Annotated in this window: 12 protein-coding genes; 5 read left to right on the plus strand and 7 right to left on the minus strand. The window is 48.2% G+C overall.

Annotated elements, in window-relative coordinates:
- Nucleotides 1–240 precede the first annotated feature (240 nt).
- Together AC15IQ_RS04865 and AC15IQ_RS04870 are read left to right on the plus strand one after the other, a co-directional pair.
- Nucleotides 241–384: a hypothetical protein gene (locus AC15IQ_RS04865; RefSeq protein WP_483177548.1), complete on the plus strand. Its 144-nt coding sequence runs from the start codon at nucleotides 241–243 to the stop codon at nucleotides 382–384.
- Nucleotides 385–401: 17 nt separating this feature from the next.
- On the plus strand, nucleotides 402–1,613 hold the full coding sequence (locus tag AC15IQ_RS04870) for a sodium ion-translocating decarboxylase subunit beta (protein WP_483177549.1): 1,212 nt from the start codon (nucleotides 402–404) through the stop codon (nucleotides 1,611–1,613).
- Nucleotides 1,614–3,035: 1,422 nt separating this feature from the next.
- Here the strand turns inward: AC15IQ_RS04870 and AC15IQ_RS04875 are convergent.
- The 6 genes from AC15IQ_RS04875 to AC15IQ_RS04900 all read right to left on the minus strand — a co-directional run bounded on the left by AC15IQ_RS04875 (nucleotide 3,036) and on the right by AC15IQ_RS04900 (nucleotide 7,372).
- Nucleotides 3,036–3,818: an energy-coupling factor transporter transmembrane component T family protein gene (locus tag AC15IQ_RS04875; RefSeq protein ID WP_483177550.1), complete on the minus strand. Its 783-nt coding sequence runs from the start codon at nucleotides 3,816–3,818 to the stop codon at nucleotides 3,036–3,038.
- A complete protein-coding gene (locus tag AC15IQ_RS04880; RefSeq protein ID WP_483177551.1) occupies nucleotides 3,811–4,686 on the minus strand; it encodes an ATP-binding cassette domain-containing protein in 876 nt (291 codons plus the stop codon). Before AC15IQ_RS04880 ends, AC15IQ_RS04875 begins: the two co-directional genes overlap by 8 nt.
- Before the next feature lie 9 nt (nucleotides 4,687–4,695).
- Entirely contained in the window at nucleotides 4,696–5,238 is a 543-nt protein-coding gene (locus tag AC15IQ_RS04885; RefSeq protein WP_483177552.1) for a biotin transporter BioY, read from the minus strand.
- Nucleotides 5,239–5,327: 89 nt separating this feature from the next.
- Nucleotides 5,328–5,948 (minus strand): biotin--[acetyl-CoA-carboxylase] ligase, encoded by a 621-nt coding sequence (locus tag AC15IQ_RS04890; protein ID WP_483177553.1) that lies wholly within the window; start codon nucleotides 5,946–5,948, stop codon nucleotides 5,328–5,330.
- A complete protein-coding gene (locus tag AC15IQ_RS04895; protein WP_483177554.1) occupies nucleotides 5,882–6,322 on the minus strand; it encodes a biotin operon repressor in 441 nt (146 codons plus the stop codon). Before AC15IQ_RS04895 ends, AC15IQ_RS04890 begins: the two co-directional genes overlap by 67 nt.
- Nucleotides 6,323–6,694: 372 nt before the next feature.
- Nucleotides 6,695–7,372 (minus strand): LysE family transporter, encoded by a 678-nt coding sequence (locus AC15IQ_RS04900; RefSeq protein WP_483177555.1) that lies wholly within the window; start codon nucleotides 7,370–7,372, stop codon nucleotides 6,695–6,697.
- 331 nt (nucleotides 7,373–7,703) lie between these two features.
- Here AC15IQ_RS04900 and AC15IQ_RS04905 point away from each other — a divergent pair, with 331 nt between their 5' ends.
- On the plus strand, nucleotides 7,704–8,210 hold the full coding sequence (locus AC15IQ_RS04905; protein ID WP_483177556.1) for a DUF6512 family protein: 507 nt from the start codon (nucleotides 7,704–7,706) through the stop codon (nucleotides 8,208–8,210).
- 308 nt (nucleotides 8,211–8,518) lie between these two features.
- Entirely contained in the window at nucleotides 8,519–11,215 is a 2,697-nt protein-coding gene (locus AC15IQ_RS04910; protein WP_483177557.1) for a sigma 54-interacting transcriptional regulator, read from the plus strand.
- A gap of 492 nt (nucleotides 11,216–11,707) precedes the next feature.
- Here AC15IQ_RS04910 and AC15IQ_RS04915 read toward each other — a convergent pair whose 3' ends face one another.
- Nucleotides 11,708–13,420, minus strand: coding sequence for an IS1634 family transposase (locus tag AC15IQ_RS04915; RefSeq protein WP_483177447.1), 1,713 nt, complete (start codon nucleotides 13,418–13,420; stop codon nucleotides 11,708–11,710).
- Nucleotides 13,421–13,698: 278 nt separating this feature from the next.
- On the opposite strand from AC15IQ_RS04915, the gene AC15IQ_RS04920 reads away from it, so the two are divergent.
- Nucleotides 13,699–14,160 (plus strand): GreA/GreB family elongation factor, encoded by a 462-nt coding sequence (locus AC15IQ_RS04920; protein WP_483177558.1) that lies wholly within the window; start codon nucleotides 13,699–13,701, stop codon nucleotides 14,158–14,160.
- Nucleotides 14,161–14,290 lie beyond the last annotated feature (130 nt).

Raw genomic sequence — 14,290 nt, forward strand, 5'->3', positions numbered from 1 at the left:
CATTGGCCATAAGAGAGAATGTCTATCCCAGGGCAGCTTCCAGTTAACAGCGCTACTTATACTCTGAATATCAGGGAGAATCGACAATATTGATAGAGTGAAAGGGGATGACAGGAAACATGTTTACAGCATCACAGACACTGGTTGGTGCGGGTTTGGTCCTACTGGTTCTTATCGCCTTTGCGATACTTATCAGAAAGGAATTGCAGTAGACGTTCAAAGGCTTGAAGGAGGGATAAAATGGATTCTGTTATGTTAGCAATGCAAATTTATGGTCTGGGCATTATTATCGCATTTTTGCTTGCGGTTGTGATAAAACTCATGCTGTTCACTATCCGGGTTTTCTCCCGCAATAATTCCAAAGATCCACAGCATGCTGAGTAGAAAGTGAGGATAGTTTGATGGATTTACTGTATATGTTTCAGGGTATCGGCACTCTATTCGCCCAGGAACCCAATATTGTCATAGGAAGAATTGTGTTGATGTTCTTTGGCATGGCACTGGTTTTTCTAGGGTCCAAACATATTCTGGAACCCCTGGTTATGATACCAATGGGATTCGGCATGGCTGCTATTAATGCCGGTATGCTCTTTATAGATGCGAACACAGTAGGAAATATCATAATTAATCCCCTGGTAACTGAAACCAACAGTCTAATTAGTATTTTACAGATAAACGTCTTTCAGCCCATATATACTTTTGCCTTCAGCAATAACCTGATCGCCTGTATTGTGTTTATGGGCGTCGGAGTGCTCTGCGACGTCGGGTATGTAATGAAATATCCTTTTACCTGTATGCTGATTGCTTTGTTTGCAGAGTTGGGTACTATCGCTACTTATCCGGTTGCCATAGCTATGGGACTGCCCCCTGCACATGCTGCCGCAGCGTCTATAGTCGGTGGTGCGGATGGTCCGCTGGTTCTATTTTCGTCACTGATGCTTGCGCCGGAACTGTTTGTTCCCATAGCGGTTATCGCCTATCTTTACCTAAGCCTGTGCTATGGAGGCTATCCCTATATTATTAGGCTTCTAATTCCCAAGCAATATCGGGGCATAAAGATTAAGGTCACTGCTAAATCAACTGATGTCACTTCACAGGAAAAATTGATTTTCTCCGTAATTGCCTGCACGATTCTATGCCTGCTCCTGCCGGCAGCTGCCCCGTTGATGCTCAGTTTCTTCCTCGGAGTGGCTATCAGAGAATCTGGAGTAACCGCCTACATGAATATGATCGAGTCTACTTTCCTCTACGCCGCCACCTTCTTCTTGGGCTTGATGTTGGGTGTGTTGTGCGATGCCAACACCATTTTGAATCCGGTCATCCTGCCGCTCCTTATCCTGGGTGTTGTGGCCCTGGGGCTTTCCGCCATAGGCGGCATTATTGGCGGTTATTTCATCTACATTATCAACAACAAGAACTTTAATCCGACCATAGGAGTTGCCGGGGTCTCCTGTGTGCCCAGCACAGCTAAGATAGCCCAGCATGAAGTGACTGCGGTGAAAAGGGCAACCATTATTCTGCAGTACGCCATGGGTGCAAACATTTGTGGTGTTATGACCAGCGCCATACTGACCGGGATATATATTACAGTCATACCTATGATTGGCAAATAGCATAGCCTAGCTTAGGGCTCTCTTCATCCTGTCTTAAAAGAGCACTGGCTGCAAAATGAATAGCCCCTTCCATTAGGTGTACCATTTACCAGACATGGGTTCACAGCTGCTATATACAACACTGACTTGGCAGGCAGCTGAACCCATGTTTCTCCTTTTTATCGAGGTACAATGTTGCTTTTTACCGTCACTGAATACCTCGCCAAGTTACAGTCTCTCTATAAGTCTTAATAAGTCTTAGCGATAAAAAGAGAAGTGACTGGGCATCCATTCGCAAAGCGGAGGTTGTTTTGATTATCAGGGCGTACAGGCCTGGAAGGTCAGTATTTTACCTGCCGTTTTGGTACGAATATTGCATTATTTAATAACAAGTCAAAGGTTTACACCCTACGCAACAAATGCCGCACTAAATTTGAAAGGATGATGTATGTAAGCCTAAGATGAAACTGGGGCAATTGTAGCCCTAGCCCTTCTAACTCCTCTTCTACAATTTTATTATTTGTGCGTTTCCCGCCATAAGTTATACTTGGCGGGAATTTTTTATCTGTGTTTGAAGGGGAATATCTTGGCTGTTTGGTGACAAGCAGGCGCGAACTGTTGATATAGATCGTGCTGATGAGGGGTGAGTGGAAGGGAACCTTGTCAGGCTATAGTATTTATTTGCTTGTCGGGTAGCAGGCGGGTATGATGCTGACATCCGATTTTAAAGAGGGTGATAACGGCTAAAAGTGGTGTGAGGTAATACATACAAGTGTGTCATCCACTATACACCTACCTGCACAGCCAGCAGGCTTGCCCGGAACTTCATATCCTTGGTACAGCAATCAACTCGGGCTATAGGCCGGGGTGGATATCATGGCCCCTGGAGCAGAGCTCCAACAATGGCTACCTTACAACTCTCTTAACAAATTGCAGCGGAATGTTGACATCTGTCTGCAGGAACCGTGGCAGGGTAAAACCATGTTAACAGAATAGCATCGCAATCAAGGGTTAGTCATTAATTATATAACAATGCCATATGTCAACCGGGCAGATATCCCCAAACTGTTTGAGGTATACTGATAAACCCTGCTGGCCATATGGCTGAATTGTACACTAATTCATACAGGTGTATGCATAAAGGGACAAATTGATCGAATAATGTTTGCCGGACTATGCTGGTCTTTCTCGCGTGCCTTGAAGAGAAATCCCTTTCCGCCCAGCCCAGCGTTGTGGAATGGGCCAGAAAGGTTACAAAAAATTTATAGAAGGAGGAGAATTGTATAATACTTTATTAATGCAAAAATGATGCCATTACAATTACCAGAGATATCAGCGCGGGGGTTCGGTATAATTGTACTTCAAGTGTTAAATTGAGTGATCCGGTGGCTGGTTAGGTATGGAGGGTTAATTCCAATAGCTTCTGTTGAAACGGCCATTTGTTTAGGCCAGGAACAACAAGAGCAAAATGAGCAGCAAGACTAATCCTGAGGAATAAAAGTCGCTTTTGTTTAAGACGAGTTCATTCAGGTAAGTCCGGGGACCGGGCTGGTAACCCCTTGCTTCCATGGCCTGCACCAGTTCATCGGAGCGGCGTATAATGTTCATGACCAAAGGGGTAGACAGGTATACCAGCAGGCGGATTTTTTCCTGTACCCCAACGTATTTCATAGCGACTCCTCGCGCCGCAGCAGCTTGGTGTATCTGCAGCATCTCCCGCTGCAACAGGGGGATAAAGCGCAGGGCCATACTGACCATCAAGGCAGCATTGTGGGAGGATATTCTGACTATCTTCAAGGGTCTCAAAAGGTGCTCCAGAGCCATAGTGATTTCAATGTGAGAGGTGGTCATGGTCAAGAGTGATGCTGCCAGAAGCAGAAGGAAAAACCTGCTTAGCTGAAAAGTCCCCAGGTACAGCCCTTCGCGGCTGATCGCAATAGGAATTGGGGGTATGGCTGCTAGTTGAGTTCCGGGAGTAGTGAATATATAGACCAGGAACAGAATGGCAAAGAAAGGCCATACCGGCCGGGTGGATAGAAAAAGCTCTAACGGTCTGATCTTACTGCAAAGAGTGATAGTCAGCAAGAATAGCGCTGTGACCAACAAACCCCCAGGGCCGGTTTTAAGTATCACCACACTCAGGGCCAGGACTGAAATCAGCTTTACGCGAGGATCAGTACTGTGCAGAGGCGAGTCGCGATCGATATACTGTCCGATCTCATGCATAACCGCTCGCTCCCCTGACTTCATATTCGTCCTTAGCAAGGTGACTGGTGCTTAGCCAGGCTTTGATCTCCTCAACCGCCTCATCTATAGTGACAACTGGTTTCCGCGCTTTATAACCGGCTTCCTGCAGCCTCAAGGTCAGTTCCACCAGCAGCGGGGGAGCAAGCCCCTTCGATTTTAGCAGATCACTATTCCCTAATACCTGGTGAGACGGCCCGTCGGAGATTACCCTCCCATCACACATTAATAAAACCCGCTTGGCCTGCAGAGCCTCATCCATATTGTGGGTGACATGCACCACCGCTATGTTTTCAGCAATAAGCCGGGTCAATATTGATAGGACTTTATCCCTGCCGTAGGGATCCAGAGAGGAGGTAGCCTCGTCCAATACTATATAAGATGGGTTCATGGCCAAAAGACCGGCTAGGGCCAGGAGCTGTTTCTCTCCGCCAGACAATGTATGGGGAAGACGTTTCTCGTATCCGTCCAAGCCGACCAACTCCAAAGCCATACCTACCCGGCGGCGGATTTCAGCGCTGGGCAGGCGCAGATTCCCCGGCCCAAAAGCCACATCTTCTTCCACGCTCATGCCCACTATCTGATTTTCAGGGTTTTGGAAAACCATGCCCACTTTGCGCCTGATCTCAGCGTGATGGCGCACTTCCCGGCTGTTCAGGCCGTCAATTATAACCTCGCCGCGGCTGGGCAGGAGCAGTGCATTGAAATGCCTGGTGAGAGTGGTTTTCCCACAGCCATTGGCGCCGACCAGGGCTATGTATTCACCTTCCCTGATGTGCAGATCTATATCCTTCAGGTAGGCCTCTTCACCTGGCTTATAGGAGTAGCTCAGATTTTCTATAGATATCATGTGATCCTCCTATTTAGTCATTATTCTGCCCCTCAGCCTGACAGTTAACATGGCTGCGGCACTCAGTTTGATCGCCTCCGGAATAATAAAGGGCAGCACTCCTACCAATATAGCCTTTACCGGCGCCAGCTGGGCGATGAAGGCTAACTGCAAAGTACCCAGGGTGTAGATAACCACATTTCCCGCCAGTATGGCCATGGCGGTGTACATCAATCCGGCCTGTTTACGAGCTTCCATTATTCTTCCGATCACATAAGCCCCAACGATAAATCCGATCAGATAGCCCCCGGTAGGTCCAAACAATACCCCTAAGCCAGCCTTGCCGCCTGCAAATACCGGCAGGCCGATACAGCCCAGGAGGACATACACTACCTGGCTCATGGCCCCGGCATAACCTCCCAGGAGGGTGCCGGCTATTGCCGTAAAGAAAGTCTGTAAAGTGAAGGGGATAGGCTGCAGAGGGATGACGATAAAGGCACCGATTGCGGTCAGGGCTCCGAACATGGAGGAATACACCATTGAGCGCAAGGGGCTTGATTTTGACGAATACATGGCCGGGCCTCCTACATTGGACGATTTAAGACCATAATATCCCGGCTAGCTTATATTGTCAACCTAAATCACAATTATGCAGTTAACAATTACTGAGATTCATCGGCCGGGTGGTGCAAAAAAACCTCTCCGGACATAATCTGGTGTATATTGCCCATAGCATCCCGGACCATTAAGAAACCGTTGTTGTCGATGTCTATAGCTCTGGCGTAGGAAACCCCTTTGATGCCGTCCAGCTTAATATCTTTGCCGATAACTGTGGAAAGTTCCCGGACTTTTTCCAGAATATCCGCAAAGCCACCGCGCAGTAATTGCTGATAGCGTTTTTCCAATTGCAGCAGCAATTCTTGCAGCAGCGGGATGCGGGGAACATGATGCCCGACCTCTTCCAAGACCGAAGTGGCCGTTTGGCGAAACTCCTCGGGAAAGTCTTCTCTGAGCTGATTAACATTTAGGCCGATGCCGGTGACGATATATTCTATGCCGTCCATGTCGGTGACCGCTTCAGTCAATATCCCAGATATTTTACGTTCTTTTATCAAAATATCGTTAGGCCATTTGATGCCCGGCTCTAAACCTAAATGACTCTGCAGGGTATCGGCAATGGCCACAGCGATGAACAGGGTTACGCGAGAAAGCTCGTTTAAAGGCAAGGGGGGGCGCAGAATAAGAGACACATAGATGCCCTGCGCGGGCTTTGAATCCCACACCCGCCCCTTCGGCCCCGCCCTGCAGTCTGCTGTTCGGCTATAATGACTGTTCCCTCAGGATAGTCCTGGGCAGCCAGCTTGCGGGCGTAAATGTTAGTCGAGTCTATCTCCGTAAAATAATAGTAATGGTCCTGCCCGAACGCCTGTGTGCGCAGGCCAGGCTGAACTTCCGCAGCTGAAAGTATATCAGGTGGAGCAGCCAGGCGGTATCCTTTCTTGGGGGAGGTCTCAATTTCATATCCCGCTGCCTGCAAGGCCTTGACCTGCTTCCATATGGAAGTACGGCTCACTCCCATATCCTTGCTCAAGGCCTCTCCTGACACCCATTGGCCCTGCTTTTCTCGCATAGCCTTGAGGATAGTGTCGCGCCGCATGTTAACGCCTCCTATGTTAACCTGTTGCTATTATTATAGCTGACAATTATGTTGAAGCCTACGTAAACGAAAATTTCATATCCTTGCAACCATAGACCAAGTTGTAAATCAAAGCAGTCAGTAAATATGCCAGTCATACCAAACGATATCAGTGAGCTACTCTTTCCGTGGTTGTCAGTTTGGATCGGATCGATCAATGCACCCTCACCGAATTAAGAGCCGAAGCCAGGGGGGCCATCCCGGCCAAACCCTGGCGTTAATGGCAAGCGAATTTTACAACCATAAAGGGGGATTGCCATCCAGAACCTGAAGACCTTTTCCGGGACACCAAAACGCCGCGGGTTGAAGTGAATAGACAGGATCGGGCAGGTATTAAACAATCAACGCCGAGTATAGAAAAAAACCCCCCATGCCTATCAGGAACAGGCCGCACATGAATATGATCGTATTGTAGTAACTCTCTTTGATGAACTTTTGTCCCCCCGCGATTGATGCTGAAATAAGAGTATACCATAACAGATCCGATAAGATGTGACCGCTGTAGAATGATGCTACTCCAATGGTTCCGGCCGGAAAGGCCAGGACCAGGTAGCCCAGGCCTACGGTAGCCCACCAGATGGACCAGAACGGATTGGAAATACTCAACAGTACACCTACCAGCGCGGGATGCATATCAGTAGACAATCTGCCAGAAGGCCTGGAGCTTTCTAGCTGTACCCTCCCGGCCTGAGCGTCACGGCTCATGTTATAACCAAGATATATCAAGAATAAACCCCCTACCAATGCAATCACCAGGGTGACTTCACTTCTGGTCAGAAAAGCTGATAGGCCGGCCATCAAAGCCAGGATTAGCAGCAATTCCAGCATAGCATGGCCAAATACTATCATCGGGCCGGCCAGCCATCCCCGGCGCGCGCTGGAAGCTATGGTGGCTGATAACAGCGGGCCGGGCATCATGGCTCCGGAAAGCCCCACCAGAAATGCGGTTATAAATAAGGCAGAGAGGGTCATATGTTTATAAACACTCCGTTTCTGTAGTTTAAGCAGCATCGAAGGGCTGATAACGAAAACCGCGTATCCCTTTGGCTTGGAAGTAAAGAAGGGAAAAAAGCGGCCATGTCTAATATTATAAATGGACAGGGTCGCCTGGAGTCAATAGATGTTCCGCTTATGCAACTAAGCGTTGTTATACCAAACTGTCGAAGATGCAGCTTGTGGCTGCACTTTGAAATGTCAGTATTCTGCGGCAGCTGATTCCGAGCGGGTCACACCACTAGCCCGGCCTTGAAATTGATGGTAATGGCATTCTGTAGGCGATCTGGACCGTCACAAATTACTACCGGAACGGCTTATACATACTGGCAGGGAATGGGAGGGTGCGGTGAGGTATTCGCAAAAACTGCTAAGATGGGAAAGGCGCGGGTTCTGGTTTATATTCCTGCTAGGTGCCTTGTGGCATTACGCTTTTGACTGGACCGGCAATAGCCTGGTCGGTCTTATTGCGCCCGTCAACAACAGCGTATGGGAGCATACCAAAATGGGGGTATTCCCGACGGTGTTGTATGCCCTCTTGGCATATCCCGCACTGGGCAAAGGGCGACCGGGTTATTGGATGGTAAGGGCTGCAGAAGTGATTCTGATCCCAGCCTTGATGATCGCCATATTCTATGGTTATACTTGGATATTGGGAGACAACCACCTGGCCATGGATATCGCGCTGTTTGCCATCGCTGTAGCCGTAGGCCAGTATGTGAGCTATCAATGGTTAAAACACCGCTCGAGAACCAGGGGAGTTGTCGCAGGCTTGCTCATTATTGCAGCTGTAATGGGGGCCTATGCCTATCTGAGCAATCATCCTCTGCCCATTCCCATCTTCTATACCTACTAAAAAGGTTATTTTTCAGATGGTTATGGTCCCGCTGTGGACGAAGAATGATTAATAAAACCTCCCTGAGTGTCACATATAACGGTGCCGTGTGGTGTCCATTTTGATACCTGCAGCCCGGCCCGTGTCTTACCATTATTTCTATCGTGATTGCCATTCCCCGACAAAGCTTGATGTAGGCCCCTATACTGCTATTATTTACAATCCCTCTTGACGTCTTTCCTATAATATAATCAGGCTGGAGGTATTGTCGGGCAAAGGCACGATTATTGCATGTGTTTGTTTTATCAGCTATGAAATAGAGGGAGATTATGGAAGAGTTTGTACAGGTAATAGGTATTAATGAACAAAACTGCACCAACTGCCATCAATGCATAGTGGTTTGCCCGGTCAAGATTTGCAGTAATGGCAGCGGAGAGGTTATTAAATTCAATAATGACTTGTGTATCGCCTGTGGGCGTTGCGTCACCGCCTGTGTGAAAAGCCACCGGGGTAACTGGGAAAAGAGTGCGCGTTTCATCATAGATGATGCTGCGGAGTTCGCGGCTGCCTTGGGAAAACGTGAAATAGTAGCTCTGGTGGCGCCTTCTGCGGCCAGCAACTTCGATTTGCCCAAACTCCTGCAGGCCTTGCGGCAGTTGGGTATTAGTGCCGTGTATGATGTTTCTCTGGGAGCGGAGATAACTGTGGCCGCTTACCATCGGGTTATTGCCCAGGGTGGGGTGAAAAGACCGCTTATATCCACCCCCTGCCCGTCGATAGTCAGGTATATCGAATTAAACCATCCAGGTTTGATCCCCCATCTGGCTCCGGTGGGCAGCCCGGTACGCAACCTGGCGGTATATGTGAGAGCGCAATATCCCCATGCGGAACTGGCGCTGATTTCACCCTGTCCGGCCAAATCCCGCGAGTTTCAGGATAGGCAGCTGGTGAGATATAATGTTACCTACCAGCATTTGCTGGGTGTTTTCGCACAGCGCGGTATCAAACTGGCCGAACTCGAAGACAGCACTTTCGACAATTTTGTATCGGCAGGTATTACCGCCAGTTTTTCCACTCCGGGAGGTCTCAAGGCTTCATATCTTTATCATTATCCGGATACCGCAGCCAGTGACATAGCACGGATCGAAGGCTCCAGCGTATACCAGCAGTATCTGCGTAATCTGGAAAAGGATATCGGCCGTGGCGAGCAGCAGCTTCCTTTGATTGTGGACATTTTAAGTTGTGGGAAGGGCTGCAACATGGGCGTGGGCTCCATAAATAAAAGGATCGTGACCAGTGAGTTTAAGGTTGCCCGGCGCGCTGAGGAGAGTCTTAAAGACCCCGCTGTCAACCAGGAGCGTGACCAGTTTATCAGCCAATTACTGGACAAATATGACTTCAGCTATACCGACTATTGTGATCTGTCCGGGCGGGTGCGGCTGGAGATACCTTCTGAAACTGAATTACAGAACATTTACCATGATATGCACAAGACTGAGGGGCGAGATTTCAGGAATTGTGCGGCCTGCGGCTATAATTCCTGCTATTATATGGCGGTGGCGGTCTTCAACGGCCTCAACAAGGTGGAAAACTGCCATCTCTATCAGGAAAAACAGCTGCGTATCGAACAACAGTCACTGAAAAACGTGCACGACGAACTGATCAATGTCTTCGATACCATGTCTGACGGGGTACTGGGAGTGGATAAAGACGGCCGGGTTTCACAATTCAACCCTGCCGCCAAACAGATTATCGGCTATTCTAAGGAAAAACTGCTGGGAGTGCATATCGTGGACCTGTTCAGTGGCAAAGCGCCCAAGACTTTGAAACTGCTGCAGACCGGCGAGCCCTTTCATGACCAAGAAATATTGCTCAGCGGCAACGAGGGAAAGATACACGCGGCCGCCTCTGGCATACCTATATTTGATGAAGACAATCAGGTTATTGGGGCTACTGTCATACTGCGCCCCATCGCCCGGGTGCAGGAACTGGTCAACCGTTTTACCGGCGCCCAGGCCAGTTTCACTTTTGAATCCATCATCGGCGAGGATAGACTGTTGCGGAGAGCCGTTAAACTGGCTATGAAGGCCGGAGCCAATAACTCAACAGTTTTATTGCAGGCCGAGAGCGGAACAGGTAAAGAGGTTTTCGCCCAGGCCATCCACAATGTCAGCGCCCGCCGATCGGGGCCTTTCGTGGCGATAAACTGCGCTGCCCTGCCCCGCGAACTGGTAGGCAGCGAGTTGTTCGGGTATGTGGAAGGAGCATTTACTGGGGCCAGACGCGGCGGACGCCCAGGAAAATTCGAGTTGGCCAACCATGGCACCCTGCTGTTAGACGAAATTGGAGATATGCCCCTCGAACAACAGGCGGTGCTGTTGCGCGCACTGCAAGAAAAAGCGGTGCTGCGCGTGGGCGGTGACACTCCCATCAAGGTGGATGTGCGCATAATCGCAGCTACCAACCAGAACTTGCCCGAACTGGTTGACCAGGGCCGATTCCGCGTGGACCTGTACTACCGACTCAATGTGGTTAGGATCAATATTCCCGCCTTAAGGGAACGCCCTGGGGATATTAGGCTGTTGTTCAACCATTTCCTGGAGGAGATGTCCGGCCGCAGCATGCGCCGTATCAGTCAAGTCGATGAGGCGGTCTACAAATACCTGGAAGCGTATCACTGGCCTGGCAATATTCGCGAACTGCAGAATGTGGTGGAAAGAATACTGTTGGTTATTGATGACTCTCGCATTACTGTAGACCATCTGCCTCGGGAGATTCTAATAGGTGATACAATTCATAAGGCGAACTCGATACCGGTTCAGGTGCCTGATTTTGCGAGCCCAGTTCCTCCGGGATACCTGGGTGACCGCCACACCCGTAAGCTGTTTGCGCTGGAACAGGAGAAGAAGCGTATCATTCAGGCACTGGATGCGCATGGCGGTAATATCAGCCGGGCTGCTGCTGAAATGGGCATCTCGCGCAGTACTTTTTACCGTCGCATGAAGGAATGTAAGATACTCAACTAAGATGTTACAATTGTGCCAAATGTGTAGCTTTGTTTACGCAAGTGTTCATTATTGAAACAATTGTGATACAATATCGCGGACAGCATCATTTCACCTTTGTTGCTAAGAGACTTGAACGCCCCAATTATGGGGCGTTTTTATTGTGACTCGTTCAAGGTGGGCTGCATTTATGAGTTGGCACACTAGTTGCATAATAAATGGTCATACGATTTAACCGGATATTTTTATGTGCTAAAGATAACATGCCTACTTCTACGGGTGATCAGGGCGAACCTTCAAAATTCCCCCCTGAATCACCCGTTTTTTTGTGCTATCTAGGAAAGTTGATAACGATACAGGTAATTGGGAAATGTCCCTCATTATTGACAATCAGTGGATGTGTACAGTATACTCCCGTCTTTGACACTTAGTGAAGAGAAAAAAGCTCGTAAACTCCTAAAACAAGGGGGTTGCGAGCTTTTCACGTGTTAGTAAAAAGTGAGTACTATTTGTCTAAGACTTAGTAGCTTTAAAAATTTTTTTCATCTGTCGCATGGGGAGAATCTGGTAGTCAGTACGGAAGCCAAACACATCATGAAGATTATCCGTGAAGTCCGTTCTCATATAGGTGGGGACGAAACCCTCCCCTTTGACCTCATAGAAATTCATGTCACGCAGCCCCTGAACGATCTCACTGCAGGTGTATTGCTCACCTAACGTCTTCTTCAAGAGTCGGTAGATCACCAGCGCGATAAAACATATAATAAAATGCGCCATTATCCTGTCATCGCGGCTAAGGTATACCGGTCTAGCCTTAAACTCGCTTTTCATGATCCTGAAGCACTCCTCAATCTGCCAGCGCCTCCTATTTACCGCAAGGATAGCAGCGGCGTCGCCGTCAAGGTTAGTGCAAACCGCGTAGAAACCATCAAAAGCCTCCTCTTTCTGGATGACAGAGTTATCGATTTCATATACCGCCTTGCTGGCAACCTCACCCTCAGGGGTAATGCTGGTTTTCTTGATAAAACGTTTGTAGTCGTTTTGGTTCACCTTCGTAAGTTTCCCCAAATTCGTGTTAAGGACTTTGCGAGCACGCTCAATTTGGGCGTTCCTGACCTTGCGTTGATAATCTTGGTACTTGAGCGAAAAAGACACAATAAGCTTCTGCTCCAGCCCATCCTCCACAATCCAACGCTCCTTGTAAAAAGTCTTTTCCATGTCTTTGTTTTCATCAAGCTTGTCCAGACTGTATACGGAGGTATCGCCCGGGAGGCGCCAGCCCTCAGGGCTTAATGCCCATTCTCTTAGGTGTTTCTTCAGCTTCTTGACCGACTGCGTAGTGATGAAAGCTCGCTCGCCCTGGTTGTTGAATTGACGGTTACTATTGGAAGCGAGCCCTGCATCGGTGCAGACGATGAACTTGGAGCAGTTAAAGTCAGACAGTATTTTCTTCTCCAGCGGTTTTAGCGTCAGTTGCTCGTTAGTATTGCCTTTGCCAATATATACGGCTAAAGGCACCCCATCCCCATCCATGAAAAGCCCCATCTGGACAATGGGGTTAGGGCGGTGCTCTTTGGAGTAGCCGTATTGCTTGATGCCTGACTCCTGCTCAATTTCGAAGAAGTAATTGGTGCAGTCATAGTACAGCACCCGCGTGTTCCGCTCTGACACAGCCAGGCTGTTGGAATAAAGAGACGCCTGGATAGAGTCAGCCTCTTTGGCAATTATCTCCAACGCACGGTAGATTTGGTGGAGATCAAACGATGGCTGTTCTATGAACCTTGAGGAAAGTTGGAATGTAGAAAGCTTAGAGGAAGGGTAGATAATCCTGGCGTAGATAAGTCTGGATAGGATGGAGTCCAGGTCGTAAGAAAACTTGTACTTCTTAGAGATAGCTCTGCACATTTTATCAAGCTTCAGTTCGTGATATATCTTCTGCAAAAAGAGGTATCCGCCGTTGAATAAGCGCTGCTGGCCTTTATCAATAGTCTTGATCGGGGAATACTTAACTAGGACATCGCGTTTGTTAAGCTTTTCCTCCTCGTTAAGTTTGGCAATATACTCCTTGGCCCACTCGATCGGGTCTTGCCCGCCCAATTTTTTCTTAAGTTCATCATATGTACCAAGCTTTTCAACAATCTTGGAAGAATGAACGCCATTGACATAGGTGGACTTTATGACATAAAGCGAAGCAGCATTTTTTGACCTAGAAATTTTTAGCCGCATAGAAAACACCTCCCATCCCTTATATTATGACACATTACTCAAAAGTACTCAATACAAAAGTGTAACAATTGACAAAAAAATTAGCCCTTTTCGGGCTTCTCTAACCTTTTTCTACTATTCAACTGTCAAAGACCCGAATTGGGAAATGTCCCTCATTATTGACAATCAGTGGATGTGTACAGTATACTGTAAACAATAGGTACCCGGCGGTGAGGCCGGGTACCTAATTATTATGGGTACTAATTACCATTTAATGTATGGGTGGAGGAGGATGACATATGGCCCAGCGTCTAATCAAAGCGGAAGACTATGAGAGAATTCTGGCTCATCTGGTAGCAGTTGAGGAGACCCGGAGCCAATGGACACACGACCAGTTTCCGCTGTTATCGCCGCAGCGCGAAAATATGGTTCAGCTTTTGGACAACTATGTAAATCAGTTGGAAGCCCTGATGAAAAACGCCTTACGCTCATCTCGGGCAGGCGATGAATTACCCTTTGTAATTATGGGAAGCCAGGTTGAGGTCTTAAACCCTCCCAGCGGAAAAAGGCAAACCTTTGTGATTGTACCTTTCTATGAACAACGGGTCAATAACAACCACATCTCCATACTCTCACCGCTTGGCAGCGCTTTGCTGCTTAAGGCTAAAGGGGACTTGGTGACCATAAACGCCCCCCGGGGAGATATAGACTGGGAGGTTATTTCTATTAAATACCCAGATATATCCTCGCCTGGAGATTAAAGATTGGGAAAGCTTCCTTTGCTGTAGGGGTATATTGTATACATCAGACAATTGCGCACAAAATCCACTATCGGAGTTATATAATTGGCATAGTCAACTCCGCGTTAGAAAGCTACAAGGGAGGAAGCAG

Source organism: Syntrophomonas sp. DTU019, from assembly GCA_913757435.1.
Classification (GTDB): Bacteria; Bacillota; Syntrophomonadia; order Syntrophomonadales; family Syntrophomonadaceae; genus DTU019.